The organism is uncultured Clostridium sp., assembly GCF_963527835.1.
Taxonomy (GTDB): domain Bacteria; phylum Bacillota; class Clostridia; order Clostridiales; family Clostridiaceae; genus Clostridium.
Genome location: NZ_CAURTC010000014.1, coordinates 1 through 22,676 on the forward strand (window position 1 = coordinate 1; position 22,676 = coordinate 22,676).

Annotated in this window: 14 protein-coding genes and 1 pseudogene; 3 read left to right on the forward strand and 12 right to left on the reverse strand. The window is 27.1% G+C overall.

The window, feature by feature from the left end; genetic code table 11:
- The first annotated feature begins 1,004 nt into the window (after window positions 1-1,004).
- Window positions 1,005-1,499 carry a PTS glucose transporter subunit IIA gene (locus RYM86_RS08670; RefSeq protein ID WP_315079626.1) on the forward strand — a complete coding sequence of 165 codons (495 nt, stop codon included), beginning with the start codon at window positions 1,005-1,007 and terminating at the stop codon, window positions 1,497-1,499.
- A gap of 372 nt (window positions 1,500-1,871) precedes the next feature.
- On the opposite strand, the gene RYM86_RS08675 is transcribed toward RYM86_RS08670, so the two are convergent.
- The 4 genes from RYM86_RS08675 to RYM86_RS08690 form a co-directional block, all read right to left on the reverse strand.
- Window positions 1,872-3,524, reverse strand: a complete 1,653-nt coding sequence (locus RYM86_RS08675; protein WP_315079628.1) for a PTS transporter subunit EIIC — start codon at window positions 3,522-3,524, stop codon at window positions 1,872-1,874.
- A 243-nt stretch (window positions 3,525-3,767) separates the two neighbouring features.
- A complete protein-coding gene (gene glcT, locus RYM86_RS08680; protein WP_315079629.1) occupies window positions 3,768-4,622 on the reverse strand; it encodes a glucose PTS transporter transcription antiterminator GlcT in 855 nt (284 codons plus the stop codon).
- A 221-nt stretch (window positions 4,623-4,843) separates the two neighbouring features.
- A complete protein-coding gene (locus RYM86_RS08685) occupies window positions 4,844-5,791 on the reverse strand; it encodes a GNAT family protein (RefSeq protein WP_315079631.1) in 948 nt (315 codons plus the stop codon).
- 751 nt (window positions 5,792-6,542) lie between these two features.
- The gene (locus RYM86_RS08690) at window positions 6,543-7,304 is read right to left on the reverse strand and encodes a tRNA threonylcarbamoyladenosine dehydratase (protein ID WP_315079633.1); all 762 of its coding nucleotides are present in this window, start codon (window positions 7,302-7,304) and stop codon (window positions 6,543-6,545) included.
- A gap of 378 nt (window positions 7,305-7,682) precedes the next feature.
- Here RYM86_RS08690 and RYM86_RS08695 point away from each other — a divergent pair, with 378 nt between their 5' ends.
- Window positions 7,683-8,375, forward strand: coding sequence for a 5'-methylthioadenosine/adenosylhomocysteine nucleosidase (locus RYM86_RS08695; RefSeq protein ID WP_315079634.1), 693 nt, complete (start codon window positions 7,683-7,685; stop codon window positions 8,373-8,375).
- A gap of 150 nt (window positions 8,376-8,525) precedes the next feature.
- On the opposite strand, the gene RYM86_RS08700 is transcribed toward RYM86_RS08695, so the two are convergent.
- The 4 genes and pseudogenes from RYM86_RS08700 to RYM86_RS08715 all read right to left on the reverse strand — a co-directional run.
- On the reverse strand, window positions 8,526-9,890 hold the full coding sequence (locus RYM86_RS08700; protein ID WP_315079635.1) for an N-acetylmuramoyl-L-alanine amidase family protein: 1,365 nt from the start codon (window positions 9,888-9,890) through the stop codon (window positions 8,526-8,528).
- Between the two features lie 32 nt (window positions 9,891-9,922).
- Window positions 9,923-11,074 (reverse strand): YibE/F family protein, encoded by a 1,152-nt coding sequence (locus RYM86_RS08705; protein ID WP_315079636.1) that lies wholly within the window; start codon window positions 11,072-11,074, stop codon window positions 9,923-9,925.
- A 196-nt stretch (window positions 11,075-11,270) separates the two neighbouring features.
- Window positions 11,271-15,677, reverse strand: a complete 4,407-nt coding sequence (locus RYM86_RS08710) for a CehA/McbA family metallohydrolase (RefSeq protein WP_315079637.1) — start codon at window positions 15,675-15,677, stop codon at window positions 11,271-11,273.
- A gap of 421 nt (window positions 15,678-16,098) precedes the next feature.
- Window positions 16,099-16,200, reverse strand: a pseudogene (locus RYM86_RS08715) (IS200/IS605 family transposase); the annotation flags it as partial.
- 105 nt (window positions 16,201-16,305) lie between these two features.
- Here RYM86_RS08715 and RYM86_RS08720 point away from each other — a divergent pair.
- Window positions 16,306-17,154, forward strand: a complete 849-nt coding sequence (locus tag RYM86_RS08720; RefSeq protein WP_315079639.1) for a type II CAAX endopeptidase family protein — start codon at window positions 16,306-16,308, stop codon at window positions 17,152-17,154.
- A gap of 233 nt (window positions 17,155-17,387) precedes the next feature.
- On the opposite strand, the gene rfbC is transcribed toward RYM86_RS08720, so the two are convergent.
- From rfbC to RYM86_RS08740, 4 genes are all read right to left on the reverse strand, one after another.
- Complete coding sequence (rfbC, locus tag RYM86_RS08725) at window positions 17,388-17,975, reverse strand: dTDP-4-dehydrorhamnose 3,5-epimerase (protein ID WP_315079641.1); 588 nt, start codon at window positions 17,973-17,975, stop codon at window positions 17,388-17,390.
- Between the two features lie 337 nt (window positions 17,976-18,312).
- Window positions 18,313-19,632 carry a hemolysin family protein gene (locus tag RYM86_RS08730; protein WP_315079643.1) on the reverse strand — a complete coding sequence of 440 codons (1,320 nt, stop codon included), beginning with the start codon at window positions 19,630-19,632 and terminating at the stop codon, window positions 18,313-18,315.
- Window positions 19,633-19,913: 281 nt separating this feature from the next.
- Window positions 19,914-21,170 carry a DUF1015 family protein gene (locus tag RYM86_RS08735; protein WP_315079645.1) on the reverse strand — a complete coding sequence of 419 codons (1,257 nt, stop codon included), beginning with the start codon at window positions 21,168-21,170 and terminating at the stop codon, window positions 19,914-19,916.
- Between the two features lie 342 nt (window positions 21,171-21,512).
- Entirely contained in the window at window positions 21,513-22,421 is a 909-nt protein-coding gene (locus RYM86_RS08740; RefSeq protein ID WP_315079647.1) for a D-2-hydroxyacid dehydrogenase, read from the reverse strand.
- Between the last annotated feature and the right edge of the window lie 255 nt (window positions 22,422-22,676).

Here is a 22,676-nt window from a genome sequence, read left to right on the forward strand (position 1 = left end):
GTTTCTTGATTTCTGTTCAATTTTCAAAGACCAAATTTTCATCGTTGACTTTCTTATCAATTTTTGTTTTATTGTGTCACCCTTAAGCGACTTCATCAGTATAACATTTTGTTACTTTTCTGTCAACATTTTTCTTTTAAAAAACTTTCTTTATATTTACTCTCAAGCTCTGCTTAAAGAGAAATTAAATCATTCTTTTAAATTTGTTAACGTGTCTTAACGACGTGTTTTATCTTACCATATATTTTATAGTAGTTTAGACTTATTTCTCGTATTTTTATGGTTTAAATCCATAATTATTCATTATTCTTCTATTTTTTTCATTATTCTACTACTGATACACGTGGTATAGTATTCATTAATTATTTGAATACTATACTTAATATTATTATAATTTCGTCTATTTTTCTGTTATAATTCTGGATTTTAAGTAAATATTTTATATACAAGTAATTATATTATGATAAAATAATTTAAATTAACCACATATTTAAATCTTATATTTCTAATTATGAACTTTAAACAATGATTCTATTCAAAATTCAAAGTTATATTTTAAGTACTTATCAATATTTTATTTATATATTATTGAAGAACTTCAATTGAGTTTGTTTTTTAATCTTATATAATGAAATAAAAAATCATTTGTGTTATAACTATTTCTTTCTTTAATATACTAATCTAAAAAGTTATCATCATATAATAATTACACTAATTTTATTATTATATATAGTTTATCTCTTCCCCATATATAATGATAAAGCTATAGTTGTAAACGTAACTAAAAGCTTATTGACATACTTAATATAAGATTATATAATTATCTAGACGTGTTACTGTTAAATCAGGCATAAGTTTTCTTATATCAAGAAATCTTATGCTTTTTTTTATTAAACATTAACAGTAATGTACTTATATTTTTTAACATGTAGGTAAAAATACAATATACGAATACATAATGTAAAGAAGGGATGTGAATTATCCTGATTATCAGGATATAATTTATGTTTGGATTATTTAAAAAGAATAAAAAAGAAGATAGCACTTTAAAACTAGTAGCACCTATTACAGGTAAAGCAATTCCTTTATCAGAAGTTCCCGATCCAGTTTTCGCTCAAAAAATGGCTGGAGATGGTTTAGCAATAGAACCTTCTGACAATATAGCTGTTGCTCCTGCTGATGGAGAATTAACTTTAGTATTTAATACTAAACATGCATTCGCAATGACATTAGCAAATGGTACAGAACTTTTAGTTCATATCGGTATCGAAACAGTATCTTTAAACGGAGAAGGATTCGAACAATTAGTGGAACAAGGAACTAAAGTTAAAGCTGGAACTCCTATAATTAAGTTCGATAGAGAATTTATTAAATCAAAAGGACTTCCATTAATAACTCCTGTTTTAATAACTAATGTTGATACATTAAAATCAATAAAAGCTACTGAAAATGTAGATACTGTAGCTGGAGAAACTTCAATAATAGAATATTCTCTATAATTTTTAAAAAAGCTGTCCAAAATATTTGCATATTTTGGACAGCTTTTTTATGCTTTTTATTTGGTTGAAAATTTCTATATGATAGTTGAAAATTTTCAAATAAATCAAAGGACTTTCCTCTTCAGATCTAGTTCTCCACCCTTACTATCAACCAATTAAAATTACAATATTTTTAACATCTCCATCACAATCAATCTATATTTTAAGCATATGGTCATATATACAATAGTCACAGTGAAGTTTCTAAGTTCAATTACTCAGTCCAGTGTTACTTATATATCAACACTTTTCTAAAAAGATTAACAAAATTTAAATGCCCTAGTAGATAACTCAATATTTATCTACTAGGGCAAAATTTTTATAAACTAATTATTAACTAATACCTAATATATCATTGATAGCATTTTTATATCCGTCAGCTTTAGCTCCAAATATAGCTTGAATTCCATTACCGACTTCCATAACACCTGCTGCACCTAAAGTTTTTAATTCAGCTTTATCAACTTTAGCTTTATCTTTAACTTCAACTCTAAGTCTTGTTATACAAGCGTCAACACTTACAATGTTTTCTTCTCCACCTAATGCTGCTAATACAGCTGGTGCTTTTTCAACTATTTCACTTTTAGCACTTCCATTTTTACCTTGGTAGTCAGCTTTAGTATATAGTTTAGTTTCTTCTTCATTTTCATCTCTACCAGGAGTTTTTAAGTTAAACTTCTTGATCATGAATAAGAATAAGAAATAGTAAACTACTGCATAAACTAATCCTATTAATATAACCATAAACCATTTAGTTGGAACTCCTGCTCCTGCTGGAAGTAATCCAAATAAACTAAAGTCAATTAATCCACCTGAGAATGTCATTCCTATGAATACATTGAATATATCCATTAACATGAATGATAAACCTGCTAATATACAGTGTACTCCGTATAATATTGGAGCAACGAATATGAATGTGAATTCTAATGGTTCAGTAATACCTGTTAATAATGAAGTAATAGCTGCTGCTAATAATAATGATCCAACTGTTTTTCTCTTGCTTGGAGCTGCTGCTCTATACATAGCAAAAGCTGCTGCTGGTAATCCAAACATCATGAATGGGAATTTACCTGCCATAAATCTTGTAGTTCCGCCAACTATTGTTGACATAGTATCAGCTGATGCACCTACTAAATCAGTCATGCTTGATAATTGAGCAAAGTATGCAGTGTTTGCACCCGCTACTGTTTGCCAAGTTCCATTAACTAATATTTGACCATCAACAAATGATCCAAACCAGAATGGAGTATAGAATACATGGTGTAATCCAAATGGAATTAATGCTCTTTCAATAACTCCATAGAAGAATGTTCCTATAAATCCTGCATCTCTAACTAAGTTAGCAATCATTCCTATACCATCTTGAACTATTGGCCATAGGAATGCTAATATAGCTCCTACAAACGCCATAGTAACTGCTGTTATTATTGGAACGAATCTTGATCCTGAGAAGAATCCTATTACTTGTGGTAATTGGATTTCATGGAATCTATCATGTAATATTGCTGTAATAATACCTGTGATAATACCACCAAATACTGACATATTTAAAGTAAATATACCTAAATTAGTTGTAATATAAGTACCATATTTACCAAAACTGTCTGGAGTAAGAACTCCAAGTTGAGTAACGCCTAAAGCAAGTAATGTAGAAATAACTTGATTCATTACGATAAATCCAAATACTGAAGCTAATGCTGCTGTACCTTTGTCTTTTTTAGCAAGACCTACTGCAACACCAACTGCAAATAATATTGGTAAGTTTCCAAATATAATATCACCTATATTCTTCATTACTGTTAATATAGCTGTAACTGCTGGAATACTAACAAATGCTATAAGTGGTTCGTACACTGCTGGTGGGTTATTTAATCCTGCAATTCCAAGTAAAGCTCCACCAACTCCTAATAATATACCTGCGATTGGCAAAGCTGCGATTGGTAACATTATAGCTTTACCTATTCTTTGTAAATATTGAAGCATAATAATTCCTCCTAAACTTATAAAATAAAATACAATGTTATGTAAGTATATATTGCTATTTTTAGCCGGCCAGCCAAAAATTATGCAAATAAAAAAGACTTAAATATAAGCCCAGAAAAATTTATTCAACAATGAACAGTATTGTAATAAATTTTTCTTTACTTATATTAAGTCTTGCCTGCATTACCAGTTACACCTTAGTTATATAAATATAATATCATATTTTTTTACCCTTGCAAAGGTTTAATTAATTTTAGATACTTTAAATCTTTCAACATGAATAGTTAAAAATGCCACTTCATCCTTTGTAACCTTAACTTTAAATTCACCTTCAATAATCTTAGCAATTCCTTCTGATATTGAATATGATTCCTTGTATGTCTTCTTTATAATTTTAGATAAATCATTATGAAGACTCGTATTATCCATTATTCTTTGAAGTGCAAATTTAATATGAGTACAAAATCTTGCATAATCTAAAGATTTTTTATTTATTTTTATTCCTAATCTATCTTCAACATATTCTGCTATAGTACTGCTTAAATAAGTATTTTTTATTGTATTAGAAAGTTTACCATTATTTAATGAAGAATGTATATGAAGTGCTATAAATGCAACTTCACCATCAGGTATAAATACATTTGAATATTTTGCAATTCTTTCTGCCACTATTTTAGCTAATCTGAATTCTTCTGAATATAAAGTTTCTGTTTCAACTAAAAAAGGGTTCTCTATTTGTTCATTATTTTTCATCCTTTTAACAGCAAAAAATAAATGATCTATTAATCCAATATGTATATGCTCATTCAATTCTTCATTCAATTGTTTAGATATTTCATATATAGCTTCTTCACAAACTGCAAAGAATTCATCATCAACTTTTTCCATAATACCTTGAAGGCTCTTTATATTTTCCTTGTTTTCTATAGTAAATATTTTTTCTATTTTTGTATTTTCAGGTATAACATGACCTGGCTTTTTACCAAATCCTATACCTTTAGCAAAAAGTATTTTTTCTTTATTAGATGAATCAACTAAAACTATATTATTATTAAAAACCTTCGATACTACTTCACTTTTATTAAGTATTATTGTCATTTTATTATCCTTTCTATATACAAAATCTATTATTTATAATAACTCATATCTAAATTATATCATTAAATTTAATTGTAAATATAAATTTTTAACTAAATTTCTATATTTATTCTTTAATTCTTCAATATTTAGCCTGCTATATACCCTTAAATATTAAAGTAAATAATTTTACATAGTAGAAATTTTATCATATTGAATAAACACTGTATATGTTATTTAGATTACTTCCTATAAAACTCATCTTTAGTAATATAGTAAGTAATATGATCTTTCCATTGGCCATTAATAAATAAATATTTTTTATTTATACCTAGTTCATTAAATCTACAGCCTTTTAATACACCCTTTGATTTTTCATTTTCTAATAATGCTGACGCTTCTACCCTGTGCAAATCTTCTTCAATAAAAAGATAATCAATAAAAAGATTAACAGCTTCTTTCATATATCCATGTCCTTGCTCTAGCTTATCTATAGAGTATCCTAATATTCCATTTTTAAAACTCCCATGAACTATACTAGATACTTTTATCTTTCCAATGAAATTATTATTTTTAAATATACCCACTTCAATAGAACTTCCATTTAAAAACTGCCTATAACTCTCATTTAAAAGATCTTTTTGTCCATCTAATGTATAAAAGTTATTGTCTCTATTAGGTTCAAATGGAGCTAAATAATCTTTATTCCTTATATAGTATTCTAATAAATCATTTGCATTTCCAGGCGTTAAATTTCTTAATACTATATTTTCGCCCTTTAACTCTATAAATGAAGATTTTATTTTATGATTATATTCAGTACGAGTTATTCCAAATGATAGTTCATCTAAAAGTTCACCATTATGATATTCATTGTTACTAAATACTCCCTCTAAAGTAAAGCCTAAATCTAAAAATGAATTAACTTCTATTCCATCTACAGCCCTAATATTAACTTTAAATATATTTAAATCTTTAAACACAGCTCTAAGGATCAATATTAATGTTTCTTTTAATAATTCATACTTACATGTCTTATAAAAATTAAGCTTAATATCACATTTTTTGCTTGAATCAGTAAATTCAATTATATAAAATCTACCAACAGTTATGTCACTCTTATCTTTAATTATATATTCATTCCTTGATAGCTTGCTTGCTTCTATTTTAATCTTTAAATTAGATTCCATTAAAATTCTCCTACTGCATTTAATTGAAATAGCACTTACATTTATTAATGAAAGTGCTACCTTATATCTATTATAATATTTTTAACTTTGGTATACCATAGATATTATTTAAATTAATTAATTAATAATTATACATAAAAATATTCTTTATATAATCCCTACATTTATATAACATTTATATTATCTAAATTATTTACTCCATTTAAAATTTCAATATAATCAGTAATAACTACTTTTATATTTTCCACTTTTCCCTATTTTATTTTAAGAGTTAAAAAGCATTTTACCATAAAATAAAATATCATGCAATATTTTATTATCGCATGATATTTCTATGTTTTTTATAAAGTTATCAACACTATCCACAATATGTTGTTGATAACTTTTGTTTCAATACTCAACATATTGTGTAGTATGTAAATTTCAGTTAAAATTAAGCTCGTTATTTATTACGTTTTTTTGTCATATGCTGACCTATATGATAGAACAGCAAAATTAGTCTTCTAATTATAGATTCTTTCATGTGTTTTCTTAAAGCATACTTAAAAAACAGAAAAATAAAATATACATTCTTCTTATTTATACATTTATAGATGTTTTTTACTATTTAAAAGTAAAAACTACTGTATATTTATATACTATTCACCATACATAAGTAGAATAATTAAATATTACACACTTATTTCAATTATTTAATTTAGAAAACATTTAAACCTACTTTTATTGTGGATAAAATAAATTTTGTATTTAATTACTTAATCTCTAAAATATCTTTTATAACTTCTCCCGCAATTATCATTCCTGCAACTGGTGGTACAAAAGATATACTTCCAGGTATTTGTCTCTTAATGGCACATTTTTTAGTTCCACCTGTACAAACACATCCTGTTTTACAAGTAACAACATCTTCTGCTTTAGGTTTTAAAGGAATTTCTTCTGAATATACTACCTTTAACTTTTCTACTCCTCTTTTTCTTAATTCATGTCTCATTACTTTAGCTAGAGGACATACTTTTGTTTTAAAAACATCAGTAACTTTAAATTGAGTAGGATCTAATTTATTTCCTGTACCCATAGAACTCATTATTCTTATATCATTTTTATAACAATACTCTGCTAATCCAAGTTTTGCTGAAACTGTATCTATTGCATCTACTATATAATCAATATCTTTAGGGATTATATCAGCTATATTATCTTGAGTAACAAACATTTGATGAGTTATAACATTACAGCTCTTATTTATAGAAAAAATCCTTTCTTTCATAACTTCAACTTTAGAATTACTTATAGTATTGTATGTAGCATGTATTTGTCTATTTAGATTTGTTAGACAAATAGTGTCATCATCAACTAATATTAATTCTCCAACTCCAGCTCTTGCCAGTGCTTCAACAGTGTAACTTCCAACTCCACCAATTCCAAAAATCATTACCTTACTGTTTTTTAATTTATCTAAACCATCTTTTCCTATTAATAGTTCTGTTCTTGATAAAGAATGTTGCGCTAACATTTTTTTCTCTCCTTATAACTTTAATTTATATTATTAAATAGTTATATTTTAGCAGTATATTATATATGCATAATCAAAGTGGACTGAGTAAAATGCTATTTCACCTATTGCATATATCAATACATATTTAAAATATACCCTATTAAATAAATCATATTATAAAATTTCTACATTATATAAATTTAGTTTCTTATATAAAAAGATAAATTATACTATGAAATCTTTTTCTCATATTATATCATAAAATAAGAGTATTCTACTCAACTAACTTGGATATTATTTTATACATATTAATGTTAAAATTGCTATTAAATTTTTCTTTTAATGTTTATAATATAACTTAACAAAACGTAATTTATTTTTAGGAGGATTTTTATTATGACAATTGGAATAATAGCTGCTATGGCAGAAGAATTAGAAATATTATTAAAAGATTTAAATCTTGAAGAAAAAAAAGAAAAAGCAAACATGATTTTTCACAAAGGAACTATAAACGGAAAAAATGTTGTTGCTGTTGTTTGTGGTATTGGTAAAGTAAACTCAGCTGTATGTACTCAAATATTAATATCTGAATATAATGTTGATAAAGTTGTTAACGTTGGTGTTGCTGGTGGTATTGGTAAAGATATTTATCCTGGCGACATTGTTGTAGCTGAAAATCTAGTACAACACGATATGGATACTTCAGTATTTGGAGATAAGATTGGTCAAGTTCCAAGACTTGATACATTTGATTTTAAATGTGACAAAGACATGGTTGCTGCTGCAAAAAAATCTTGTGAAGAAATTTCTGAATTAAACAGCTTTACAGGAAGAATAGTTTCTGGTGATCAGTTTATTGCTAACTTAGAAAAAATTCAATGGCTTGAAAAAGAATTTGGTGCTATTTCTTGTGAAATGGAAGGTGCCAGCATAGCTCAAGTTTGTTACTTGAATTCAATTCCATTCGTAGTTATTAGATCAATTTCTGATAATGCAAATAATGGAGCTCATATGGATTACGAAAAATTCACTCCAATTGCAGTTAAAAATTCAACTAATATATTAAGAAATATGTTACCAAAACTATAATATGGTGACAGTTACCAGGTTGTTTAATTCATGATATGATGAAAATTTTATAGTATTATAAAATAGCAACAGTCACTGGATTGGGCTTTAAGGGGAATTTAAACTAAAAAAAGGTGACAGTCACTACTTCAATGACTGTCACCTTAAAAATTATTTTATAGTAAAGAAATCTGTAAATTGAACTTTACAGTTTGCTAGGTTATCACTTACTTTTTGAGTGTCATAAATTCTTGAAAGTTTTATCTTAGATGTTCCATTTTTAATCCAGCTATAACCTACATTCTTAAATTCTAATGTATTAGTATTGCCATCACAATAAACAGTTTTTACATATGCACTATTTTCAGATTCAAATCCATATAATACATAAGTTCCTTCTTCAAAATTTTCTTTACCTTGAACTGTACAGTTAAATTTGCTATCTTCTTTTTTAGTAATTGCATTAATTATTTGATTATTTAGTTTAGTTTTACTTATTACTTGCATCTTATCTGATTTAAAACTTGTACTTTTATCTGCTTTAGTAGAAACTTTTGATACTATATAATCATTTTGATTCATTTCCCCTAATATATCTGTTATAAAAATAGTAGCCTTTGAACCATTTATTTTATCTGGCTTATCCCATTTTACAGTATCTACAATCTTATTATTTGAATTATACATTTCACATTTCACATCATACTCAGCGTTATTTTTAATTTCATAATTAAAAGATATATCTTGTTTTTCTATATTTAATTTAGAAATAACCGAATTGGTTGAGCCTGAACTACTATGATTGTTTTTAGATCCACTTGATTTCTTATCTGAAGTATCATTAACTTTTTCCGAATCATTTTTTTGTTCAGTTCCAGCATTATTATTTGTATTATTATTATTTGAATTTTGGTTTGCAGTTATATCTATATTACCTGCTGTAAACTCTTTAACTGGTTTAGGAGTTTCACTACTAATGCATTCTCCACTTTCAGCAAAATTATAGGTCTTACCTTCAATAACAACATCACCTTTTTGCATTTCTCCACTTTCACTCAATGAATAAACCTTATTACTAACCTTAACTACACCAGTTTGCATTGCTCCACTTGATGACGTATAGTACCATTTTCCATTATTATTTACCCATCCAGTTTTTATAACACCTGAATTGTCAGCATAATACCATGTTCCATTGTCGTTTACCCAACCAATTTGCATTGCTCCATTTTGAGATGTATAATACCAGTTTCCACCTGTATTTATCCATCCTGTTTTCATAGCACCTGAAGCGTCACTATAATACCATATTCCATTGTCGTTTACCCAACCTGTCTTCATGTAACCATCTTGTCCAAAGTAATACCATGTGTTATTTATATTTTCCCAACCAACAGAATAAGAGCTTCCGTTATCATTCCACCATCCATTATTATCTTGCTTCCATGCTGCTGATGCTCCAACAGGAGATACAGAAGCTATAATTGATAGTGCCATTACTGCCGCTGTAATCTTTTTTAATCTAACACTTTTCATAAAATTTTACCCCTTCCATAACTAATTAAACATTATATTTGTTTTTTATATTTACATAAATACGAAGTAACTATTGCTGTTATTGGAACTGTTAATATTATTCCAATACTTCCTGCAAGTCCTTGAATTACTTCTGTCCCTATTACATCTAGATTCATTAATCTATTAAAGGTCATATTAGAAGAATATATTAAAATAAGTAAATTTAAAGAGCCACCTGCAAAAGCTAAAATTAAAGTATTAGCCATTGTTCCTATTATATCTCTTCCTATATTCATTCCACTTTTAAACAAATTACTTATTGACATATCCTTGTTTATAGAATGAATTTCAAATATAGATGAAGATATTGACATAGCAACATCCATTACAGCTCCTAAAGCAGATATTAATATTCCTGCAAACATTATTCCTCTTATTTTAAGGCCTGTAGTTTCTGATATATACATAATACTTTCTGCATCAGTTAAATTTACTCCTGAAAGATTAGCCCATAATCCAAATACATAAGCAAATATGCCTGCTATAACTACTCCAGATAAAGTTCCAAGTATAGCTGCTGTACTTTTTTTATTAATTCCAGATATCAATATTAGTGTTATAGTTATACTTATAGTAGCTACTATAAACGATGAAAATATAGGACTTACCCCTCTAAGCATTAAAGGTAACATTAAATATATAACACAGACAATTGTAAATATTAATGAAACAATTGCTTTTAATCCTCTAAATCCACCTATTAATAATATTGAAATTAAAAATAACATTCCCATAGTTATTAATACATGACTTCTTGTAAAGCTTGAAATCATCATATCATTTATATTTCCATCTTTAATATATAATGCAACAATAACTTTACTTCCCCCTTTAACCTTAGTGTTGTAGAGTCTACTTATATTATTGAGTACATTATATTCATTGTCTTTGTATGGCCCATCTAAAATTTTTACTTTAACTTCCTGATAGCCTAACTCCATATCTTCTATATACTTATCTTCTTGAAGTTTTTCCTTATTAACTTGAATTACTTGTGCCTTATAATATTCAACACCTCGATTTGCTTTATCTTCCATAAATCCACCAGTAAATATAAACTTTGATGAATATATAATAACTAAACCCAGAATCAAAGTTACCACTATGAATATAATATCTGTTTTATACTTTTTTATCTCCACAGAAAAACGCTCCCTTTATTTCACTATACAGAAGGACATTTTCAATGAGTGTTTCATATAACTCTATATTTTTAAATAAATATATAATTTATTTTCCACAATAACTTCTTTATATAAACATATCTCAATACTAAATGCCTTCTATATAATGATATACTTCTTCTAATAATAAATAATTAATCTGTTAATCTAAAGCTTAATTAACTCTCTTTCTTGTTAAATCTTTATTTTCCCAATGCTTGCTTACAACATCTTCTTGGAATTTAATTTCACCAGTATTTCTTACTCTTAATCTTCCACCTTCAGGATCCCATGATGCTAAACCAATTGCTGAAACTTTATCACCAACTTCAATGTTTTTATCCCATTTTCCTAAAGATTCCTCTTTATTTATTCCATCCCAAATGTATCCTTCAACATATACTCTTGATTCACCTGATCCATCATCAATGTATAGATTTTGCTTGTCCATTTTAACAACTTTACCTTGTACCTTAACAAGTTTTCCGCCATTCATAGGTAACATACTATCTTTAGTTGAAAGTTCTACAGGTTTTACATCAACTATATTCTCATCTAATATTTGAACATTTTTAGATTCAATATTTCCTGATACAGGACCAGAATCTCTATCTGCTAATGAAATTTCAAGCTCACCTTGATAAGCATCAACCACTCCTGTAATTCTAACTTTTTGACCAACTTTTAATTTAGTGCTAGATACTCCAAATACACAAGCTCCACCAGTTTCATCTGTAATATAAACAACTTCAAAGAATGAATTTTTAGGCTCTATAGCTTCAGATTGTGAAGTAACATATCCTTCTACAGTAACCTTTTGACCATATAAATCTGGTGTTCCATCATTATTGCTGTCTTTTCTAATATCACCTAATTTAATTGTCTTAATTTCCTTAGATGGCATCATCCAATTAACAATATTATTTGTAATTTTTACATTAGAATATTTATCTCCATTAGCACCATCAATCTCAAAATCAGAGAAGAAAGTATTTCCTGAAACTACTATTTTTGCACCATTACTTAATTGTTCCACACCCATTGTATTTACGCTGCCTTTAGGAACTTCTACATTATCTCCATCTCCATCAGCATCCTTAGTTTCAGTAGTTGGAAATCCTTTTACTAAGAAATCAACTCCATCTGGACTTGCACCTTCAGCTAAAATTACTGATGCACCATTATAGAAACTATATTCATCTTCACCATTCTTAACTCCATTAAGTAAATTGTAATTTGGCGAATCATAATTCTTTAAATATAATCTATATTCTTGTCCACCATTAGTAGTAGTGTCAATTACTTCATCATCATTTACTCTTAACTTAGTTCCTATAGCTTCTAAAACGGAATTCATTTGTTTTCCATTACTATAGTCACCTTTTCCATCTTTATAGTCTGCTCTAGTTGATACTATTAAATTTCCACCTTTTTCTACATATCTCTTTATAGCTTGTATTTCATCATCATCAAATTTACTTGCTTTTAATCCAGCAGTAGTATTTTCAGTGCTTTGTGGATTTGTAAGGACTAATATCTTAACATCTTTTAAAGTTTCATCAGTTATTTTATCCTTATTAATTAATGTTAGCCCATTTTTTTCTGTCAATAAACTCTTAAATGCAGTATACTTTCCAGCATAGTCACCTGTTACATATTGATTATAGTGAGCTCCATCAACTAATATTTTTTTAATCTTTTCAGGATTTACAATCTTTACTTTAGCGCTAGTAGTAAATGTTTTTTCTCCCTTGTCTAGCTTAACAGTTGCTTTTGCATATAAAGTATATTCCCCTTCTTTATCTGCTTTCCAATTAAACTTAACATTTTCTGTTTTAGTGCTTCCCACACTTTCAACTACTTTTTCACCGATCTTACTATCAGCATTTATATTATTCTTAAAGAATTCAAATTTAACATCCTTAACTTCTTTTTCACCATTATTAAAGAATCCAACATTAAATTCTACATTTTCACCAGGTAATGTCATATCAGTATCAACAGATGCATTTGATAGTCCAACACTTAAGGCATCTCCAACCCAAACTGGTGATGTTACTGATATATCCTTATCTTCTTCTACAACTTTAACATAATAATAACTATATTCTGGATCTAAAGTTAACTCCCAATTAATATCGTTAGAATTAAAAGTTTTAGATTCAACTTCAACTCCTCCATTAGCTATTATTGAAACCTTCTTTATCTTATCTGTAGGATCATTTGCATTTATCTTAAAATTAAGTTTACCATCTACATTTCCTAATGAACTTCCCATAACTTCATCATTTACTGTATAATCTATTGTCAAGTCAGTATCTTCTGAAGCATATACTCTCTTTTCTCTAAGAGCCTCATATATGGAATCCCTTGAATTATCATCTGCAAGTACTATTGTTCTAGCATTATTAGCTGTAAACCACTTTCCCTTATGGTTATCTTGGTTGTTAGTTGGTGCAACATGCCATCCTTTATCTAAAGCTCTTGTATAATACTCATAACTTTGGAAATATCCAGATCCCCTTATTGGACCTTCACCATTTCCTACTTCAATTAGATTTACATACTTATCTGCACCTTCACTATAAAATCCAAAGTCAGCAAAATCACCAAAAGTTTTACCTGGATGGTTTAATTGAGATATTGATTGAGGCTGAGTTTGAATTGTTTTATAGTAGTTTTGTAAGTCCATAGCTTTATTAGTTCTTGTCTCAAATCCTGGTGTATTGAATGTATTTATATGACCCCATCCACCAGTAGAGCCTGACCATGTCATTTCATATCCATAAATAGCAGTAAAATCTCCTGGTTCATTATATTTATCAGCTATTTTATGAGCTTGCGTCCATTTTTCACTTTTTGATCCATCAGCAAGATTAGCCTCAAGCTCATTATCAAACCAATTTGAGTGATCTGTTACTGCATAATAATCAGCACCATTTTCCTTTACCCATGTATAAGCTTCATCTAATGAACCACTTCCATCTGAAATATTAGTATGTGCATGAAGTTGTCCAAATAAATGTTTTAAATTACCTTCCTTAAATATTCTAAATGACCATTCCTTAGTAGTTAAATTTCCTACACTGTCTTTAACTTCTATTTTTACCGTATGTGGTCCAATATTAAGCTTGTCACTAGGTGTATACTCAATAGATTCTTTTGTAACTTTAGCATTTGACGTAACCTCATTATTATCTAAGTACACTTTAATTGAATCTGTATTTATATCTTTTTCAGACTTAATTGAAGCTTTTATATTAGAAAATTCATCTATTTTAACCTTAGAATTTTCAGCTGGGAACATATCATATATTTCAGGTGCAACACCATTTGTAACTTTTACAGAATAAATATCTGTCTTACTATCTCCATTTTTATCCTTAGCAGATATATAATAATCTAGTCCTTTTAAATCCAACTTTTTCTTACCTATAGTTGCACTATATTTATTGCCTTCACCTTTAGTCATTTCTAACTTTTCAAAATTTTCAGCTCCAGTAACCTTATAATTTAACTCTACAGTATTAATTTCAATTCCTGTTACATCTGCTCCAATATTTAAATCCTCATTAACATCAGCACTCTCAATATTTTTATGATTTACTCCTATATCTGTTTTAACAAAAGTACATGATTTCCCATAAATTTGAATATTTTCATCAAATCTCCCCATAGTGCCTTCTACATTTACATGATCACCATTCTTTATATCAGAAGGATTATTAAAAATATCTAAAGTATCATCACCTTGTTTTAATTTATAAATCTTTTTATCCTTACTATCTTTTCCTTCTTCTATTACAGCATTTTCTATTCTTACATATTTAGAATCATAATTGCCTGATTTTAATTCTGAAATTGTTACAGTTTCTGATTCTAAATCAGAATTTTCTTCAACAACTTCAAATTCCTTTACTTGAAGTTGTGCTAATTTATGAAAATCACCTTTTTTACCTGTAACTTTAACCTTATTTCCTTTCTTTACTTTATCAAACTTAATTTCAGTTTTATAATTAGATATAGCTATGCCACCGGTTTCATCCTCTATATATAATGTCTTATTACTATCATTAAAAGAAACTACCCCTTCTACAGTGGCCTCTTGATCTTTTTCTATTTTTAAAGCATCTTCAATACTAATAACACCATTAGCTTCTTTAGAATCTTCTATGACCTCTTCATTCTTATCAACATTTTCTTTGTCCTTATCTTTATCCTCTGATTTATCTTCCGGCTTTATGTTATCGGTTACATTTTTATCAAAATTAAGTTCATCTTTTGAATCTGTTTCAGAACTCTCTACTTTATCAACAACTTCATTAGACTGTTTATCTTCATTTAACTCGCTAGCATTTTTCTGACTCTTCTCTTCATCTTTACTCTTGCTATTTCCAATTTCTGATCCTTCAGTTTTTTCTTCACTACTTTCTGCTACATTTTCATTTTCTACACCATTACTTAAATCTAAATCTATAATATCCCCTAAAGCAACTATACCTTTACTTGGTAGTATAACAGAGGTAGTTAAAACTGATACACACACTAATAACGCAAGTAGTTTTTTATTTTTCTTTAACATTATTTCCCCTCCCATTTATTGTAAATATCCTTTTATAATTACTAGTATATGATATATGTATATAGTTTTCAATATTTGAAAAAATTTTTATAAATTTAATTTTTATCCATATTATAATTGACTAGATATTAATTTTTATGTGATTATTTTATAAATATATAAATTTATTACAATTTATTTTTTATTAAAAGAAACAAATGTGTTTATATACCCTTATTATTTAAAATCAAGGAAATATATAAACTGTTGCTAACTTAAACTTTAAATATCTTTTCTCTATAAAATATGAACTATTTAGTATGATCACCCGTAAAATGTGTTACTTGCTCTACGCCTATAAGGTTTTGCTGCTGGCCGTGTTACTCACACATTGAACGAGTCTGCCAGCCGTATGCTTTCACCAACCACACCTAAAAGGTGCTTATTTTTTGCTCTTGTTTACTGGTTTACCCGTAAACGTATCAATATATTCTTTCAAAGTAATTTGTTCATATGCTATATCTTCTTGAATTTGATTTTTCAATACTGATTATATTATTTTTAATATTTTCTTAATTTAACTATATTTAAATATAATTCAATTAAATGTATACTATTAACTTAGACTATTAAATTTAGGAGGATGTCTATGAACTTTTCAAAACTTAATTTTTTTAAACCCATAACCAATTTAGAATACGATAAAATTTCTTTTTCTGAATTAGGCTTTTTCAAAGGCCTATCAATTGTATTTCTCTTTTTCATAATAAACGGTATAATTTCTATCCCTATATTTATATTAGATAAATTTAACATTGGTATTTATTCATTAATAAAAATAATTTTATCTATAGTAGCTACATCACTATCAATATGGTTAATGAATAAAATATTTTCTTATCCTACTAATATACAAAATAATAAATTAAAATTTTCAAGAAAAGACTTTATATTTATAGCTTTATTAATTTTAGGATATAGAATATTTTTTGATGGTAACTTATCTTACTTAATAGATTTAATTCCTGAACCAAAATTTTTAAAAGATTTTGAAGAATCTCTTAATCTTGATCCAATATATATGTATTTTTCAATTATAATAATAGCGCCTTTGCAAGAGGAGTTTATAAATAGAGGCATAATACTTAATGGATTACTAAAAAAATACTCAAATAAAATAGCCATAATTATTTCAGCTTTAATATTTGCTATCATGCATTTAAACCTTCAGCAAGGAGTCAATGCTTTTATATTAGGTTTATTTTTGGGTTATATTTATATAAAAACTAATTCTATATATTTAACTATATTCGCTCACTTTTTTAATAACTTACTAGCCTTTCCATTAGATATGCTTGATTTAATTTATATTAATATAGTAATTAAATGTATATTATTCACTTTAGTTGGTGGAATATTGATGTTTTATGCATTTAAATATATAAATTTAAAACCATTTAACTGGGCAAATTATACTGAACAAGATTCTAATAGCTAATTTAATATTTCTAACTTTTTGTAATCCGCTAATTATGTATTAATTTCAATCATGAAAAAGAGCATAAATTAAAAATTATAGAACTATTTAAAGTCTCTATTTTTCTAATTTTATGCTCTATCTTATTTTCTTTTTATTCTTTATTTTTACTGTTTAAATCCATTATCAAACTTTTTATTTATTCGTTAATATTTTTAAACAGTAATAACTTATTCACAATTTTAAATTTATCATCAACAATAATAAGACTTATTCTTATAAATTTGTGGATATCTTTTAAGATTTAAATCTTTAAAGCGTGAATTTGACTTGTCCTTTTCTGATAAAATTATATTTTCTATTGTTTCTAAAGGCCACTTTATATTTATATCAGGATCATTCCACATAATTCCGCCCTCATATTCTGGATCATAAAAATCTGTACATTTATAATTAAATATAGCTTCATCTGAAAGTACTAAAAATCCATGTGCAAATCCCTCAGATATATAAAATTGTTTTTTGTTTTCTTCATTTAATATAACACTTTCCCATTTTCCAAAGGTAGGTGAACCATATCTTAAATCTACTGCTACATAAAAAACTTCGCCCTTAATTACTCTTACTAAATTTCTTTGAGTATGATCTTTTTGAAAATGAATACCTCTAAGCATACCTTTTTTTGATTCAAGCTCAAATTCTTGAACAAATATCATATTAATTCCAGCTTTTAAAAATTGCTTTTTATTATACATCTCTATACAATATCCTTTTTCATCTTTAAAAACTCCAGGTTCTATAACGTATAATCCGTCTATTTTAGTTTCATTAAAATTCCCCATCTCCCAATCCCCCTGACTATAAATTAATATTCATTTTTTATTTTTATTCTTTAATAATTGGCTCTGTTTTAAATATATGTTGATATATACAATAGGTAAAGTGGCATTGTAATTGGACTTTGAGAATTCTTAATGAGTATTGTCACATTTACTGCTTGTCTTAATTTTATATTGAGAGCAAGCTAAAATGGGACTATACTCATTTTAGCATTCCTAAGTTTAATTACTCAGTCCATTTTACTTATGTATATATCAACACACTACTAAAACATAGCCTAATAATTAATTAAATTCACACATCTCCTCTCCATTCATATTATTAATTTTTAAATATTTTCTACTTATCTTTTTGTATACATATTTTTATTTTTTCTATTCTCTTTTCTTTTACTGATTCTATTTTAAATATTATATTCTCATACTCTATTACTTTTTCCTCTATATTATTTGGTATTTTTCCCATAATATTAATTAAAAATCCACTTATAGTATCACACTCATCAGAAACTAATTGTATATGAAGATAATCATTTAAATCATCTATGGGCATTAACCCATTAACTATAAATGTGTTGCTATCTATCTTTTGTATAAAGCATTCCTCTTCATCATATTCATCATCTATATTTCCCATAACTTCTTCTACTAAATCTTCTATTGTAACTATGCCTGAAAAGCCTCCATATTCATCTATCAATATTGCCATATGCTTTTTAGAACTTTTAAGTTCATTAAATAAATCATCAATATTTTTAGTTTCAGGTACAAAATATGGTGAATGTAATATTTCTCTTATATTCACATTTTCAAATCCATGTTTACGTGCTTCAAGAATAAAATCTTTCATATATAATATACCTATAATATTATCAATATCCTCTTCATATATAGGTACTCTAGAATACTTTTCTTCTAATAATTCGTCTAAATATTCTTCTAATGGTTTGTCTATGTTGATTAAGTATACTTCTGTTCTTGGTGTCATTACTTCATCTGCTAGCTTATCATCGAACTCAAATATACTGTTTATCATTTCTCTTTCAGTTTCATTTATAACACCATGTTCTTGCCCTACTTCTACTAATGATTTTATTTCTTCTTTTGACACTTTTTCATCTAATCCCTCTTTATCTAAACCTGCTAAACTAACTAATATATTTGTTGATGCTGAAAGAAGTTTTATAAATGGTGCAGTTATTTTAGATACGTATAATATAGGTCTTACAGAAAACATTGCAATAGCCTCAGACTTCTTAAGTGCTATTCTCTTAGGGAATAACTCCCCAAATACTAATGTTATATAAGATATAATAACAGTTACTATTATTAATGCTATTTTTCCACTATAAGGTATATTAAATTTACTTAAATAACGTGCTAAATCTTGTGATATTCCAGTAGCAGCAGAAGCACTACTGAAAAATCCTGCAAGAGTTATTCCAACTTGTATGGTAGATAAAAATTTAGTTGGCTCTTCCATAAGTTTTAATAAAATTATTGCTTTCTTATTTCCTTCTTCTGCAAGAATCTTTATTTTATTTTTGTTTAATGATACTATAGCCATCTCTGCTGACGCAAAAAATGCATTCAATAATGTTAAAATGACTATTAAAATTATTTGCGAAGTTATATTCATAGACCCTGCCTCTGGTTGCATTATTTTTTCCTCCCCAATTATGTAATGTAAAAATTATTATAATACCATATATAAATTGCTTTTTTAATATTTAACTTTATTTATATTGTTCCTAATTATACATTTTAATTATTCATAATTAGTCTCAATAGTTCAGTTAAAATTGTATTATACAATAATTCATATTAATTTATACTACTTTTTATATCTAAAAAAAGCATCTATGCTAATTTTTAATTAAAAGTGGGACCATAAAAAAATATCCAAGTTTCTGACTGTCATCAACTTGGATATTTTAAGATTTATTTTAATTTATGAACAAATAATCCACTTCTTAATTTTGGTTCAAACCATGTAGATTTTGGTGGCATTACTTCACCAATATCTGATACTTTTAGTATATCTCTAACTTCTGTTGGATACATTGAGAATGCTATTTTCATATCAGTATTTGCTCTGCGTTCTAATTCTTCTAAACCTCTTATTCCACCAATAAAATCTATTCTATCAGATGTTCTTACATCCTCTATTCCTAGTATAGGAGTTAATAGATTATTCTGTAGTATTGATACATCAAGACTTAAAATTGGGTCTTCATCATCAAAAGTTCCTTCTTTAGCTTCTAATACATACCACTTGTTTTCTAAGTACATGCCAAACATGTGCTTTTTATATGGTTTAAATGGCTCATTAATTGGAGCATCTGATATATTAAATTTACCTTCTAACTTATCTATTAACTCATCTTTAGTTAATCCATTTAAATCTTTAACTACTCTATTATAATCCATCACCATTAAATCATTATCTGGAAATGCTACTGCTAAGAAATAATTAAATTCTTCTTCTCCAGTGTAATCAGGATTTTCTTGCCTTCTCTTTAATCCAACTTGAACTGCCGAAGCTGATCTATGATGTCCATCTGCTATATATAAATAATCTATTTCTTTAAATAGGTCTATGATTTCATCTATTACGATTTCATTATCAATTGCCCAAACAACATGAGTAATTCCGTCTTCTGACACAAAATTATATAGAGGTTTTCTCTTGCTTTCATTTTCAATCCATGCTTCAATAATTTCTGATGCAATTTGATCTTCTTTATAAGTTAAAAATATAGGACCTGTATTTGCATCACAACAATCAACATGTTTTATTCTATCATCTTCTTTATCTTGTCTAGTAAATTCATGTTTTTTTATAACGCCATTAAGATAATCATCAATAGATGCGCAAAATACTATTCCTGTTTGAGATCTTCCATCCATTATTTGTCTATATATGTATAGACAAGGATTAATATCTTGTATATACTCACCATCATCAATCATTTTATTTAAATTATCTCTGGCTTTTTCATAAACCTTTTTATCATGTACATCTATTGAAGAATCTAAATCTATTTCTGCTCTATCAATATGAAGAAACGAATATTGGTTTCCCTTTGCCATATCTCGCGCTTCTTCACTATTCATAACATCATATGGCAGAGCCGCTATTTTTGATGCTAATTCTCTAATTGGTCTAATACTTTTAAAAGGTCTAACTACAGCCATTTAAACTTCCTCCTAATTATTTAAAGTATTTTTATTTTATTTATAAATGTTTGTTTTAAAGATCATTTAAAATAAAATATAATAATCGTAATTTAAAATTTAATTTTCTTGTTTTTAATATCCCTTACCTCTATTGTAAACAATATCATAAGATTAATAAACTACTTTATTTATAAATATTATTATTTTTTAGTCTATGTTTTAATCTATGTAACAAGTAAAGCGGCATTATAATTGAACTTTGATAATCCTTAATGAGTATTTCTAAGCTCAATTACTCTGTCCATCTTTTCTTATCAATATATTATTGCTATGCTAAAATATATTTTTTTTAATTAAATACTATAATTTAAAAAAGTCTTTTATAATTGAAACTATCTCATCACCAATTCTAGTTTGAGCTTCTTTAGTTGCTGCACCAATATGAGGAGTTACACTAACTTTAGGATGATTAATTAAAGCTTCATTTTTTGTTGGTTCTTCTTCAAATACATCAATTCCAGCACCTGCAATAACTTCATTATTAAGTGCTTCTAATAATGCATCTTCATCAACAACTTTTCCTCTAGCACAATTAATTAAATACGCATTTTTTTTCATTAAATTTAATTCATCTTTTCCTATTAATGATCCATTTTCTTTATCATATGGAACATGTAATGATATAAAGTCAGATTCTTTTAAAACTTCTTTAAATGACACAAATGGATAACTCAATTCATCATGTTTTCCTTCTATTGTGTTATATATAACATTCATGCCTAAGACTGTAGCTTTTCTAGCTAAGGATTTTCCTATTCTACCCATTCCAATAATCCCAAGTGTCTTTCCTGCTAATTCAAAGCCTTGATATTTTTTCTTATTCCATTCACCATCTCTCATAGTTACATTAGCTATTCCAACAAATCTTGAAACTGCAAACATATGAGCTAATGCAAGTTCTGCAACTGAATCAGAGCTCGCTGATGGTGTATTCGTAACGCTCAAATTGTTTTTAACAGCATAAGGTATATCTATATTGTCTATCCCTACCCCTGCTCTAATTATTAACTTTAAATTTCCACCGATTTCTTTATCAATAACATCAGCTGTAACCTTAGTAGCTGATCTTATAACCAATGCATCAAATTCTTTTAATTTTTCTCCTAAAATATCTTGATCAAAATGTTCATTTATAACTTCAACACCCAAACTTTTTAATTTTTCTATAGCTTTAGGTTGCAAACCATCGTTTGTTAATACCTTAATCATAATACTTCCTCCAATCTTTTTTCAGTTGAAAGTGGATAATTGAGAGTTGAGAGTTTTATTAGAAAGTCTTAAAGACTTTCTAATAATGTTTATTTTAAAATTCCCTAGGTGATTTTTTCTAAACTCTCCATTTTTCCACTCTCAATTCTCAACTAAATTTTCTATATAACTCAGGCATCTGAAATAACCACTTATTCTAGCTCCTTCAAATGCCCTAATAAAAACATAGATTCAAATATAACCTTATATCCTAAG

Excerpts from the sequence above, each read along its gene's own strand:
- RYM86_RS08675 (WP_315079628.1), bottom strand. The coding sequence starts at position 3,524 with ATGCTTCAATATTTACAAAGAATAGGTAAAGCTATAATGTTACCAATC.
- RYM86_RS08695 (WP_315079634.1), top strand. The coding sequence starts at position 7,683 with ATGACAATTGGAATAATAGCTGCTATGGCAGAAGAATTAGAAATATTA.
- RYM86_RS08740 (WP_315079647.1), bottom strand. The coding sequence starts at position 22,421 with ATGATTAAGGTATTAACAAACGATGGTTTGCAACCTAAAGCTATAGAA.
- RYM86_RS08730 (WP_315079643.1), bottom strand. The coding sequence starts at position 19,632 with ATGCAACCAGAGGCAGGGTCTATGAATATAACTTCGCAAATAATTTTA.
- RYM86_RS08670 (WP_315079626.1), top strand. The coding sequence starts at position 1,005 with ATGTTTGGATTATTTAAAAAGAATAAAAAAGAAGATAGCACTTTAAAA.
- RYM86_RS08685 (WP_315079631.1), bottom strand. The coding sequence starts at position 5,791 with ATGGAATCTAATTTAAAGATTAAAATAGAAGCAAGCAAGCTATCAAGG.
- RYM86_RS08735 (WP_315079645.1), bottom strand. The coding sequence starts at position 21,170 with ATGGCTGTAGTTAGACCTTTTAAAAGTATTAGACCAATTAGAGAATTA.
- RYM86_RS08710 (WP_315079637.1), bottom strand. The coding sequence starts at position 15,677 with ATGTTAAAGAAAAATAAAAAACTACTTGCGTTATTAGTGTGTGTATCA.
- RYM86_RS08720 (WP_315079639.1), top strand. The coding sequence starts at position 16,306 with ATGAACTTTTCAAAACTTAATTTTTTTAAACCCATAACCAATTTAGAA.
- RYM86_RS08700 (WP_315079635.1), bottom strand. The coding sequence starts at position 9,890 with ATGAAAAGTGTTAGATTAAAAAAGATTACAGCGGCAGTAATGGCACTA.
- RYM86_RS08690 (WP_315079633.1), bottom strand. The coding sequence starts at position 7,304 with ATGTTAGCGCAACATTCTTTATCAAGAACAGAACTATTAATAGGAAAA.
- rfbC (WP_315079641.1), bottom strand. The coding sequence starts at position 17,975 with ATGGGGAATTTTAATGAAACTAAAATAGACGGATTATACGTTATAGAA.
- glcT (WP_315079629.1), bottom strand. The coding sequence starts at position 4,622 with ATGACAATAATACTTAATAAAAGTGAAGTAGTATCGAAGGTTTTTAAT.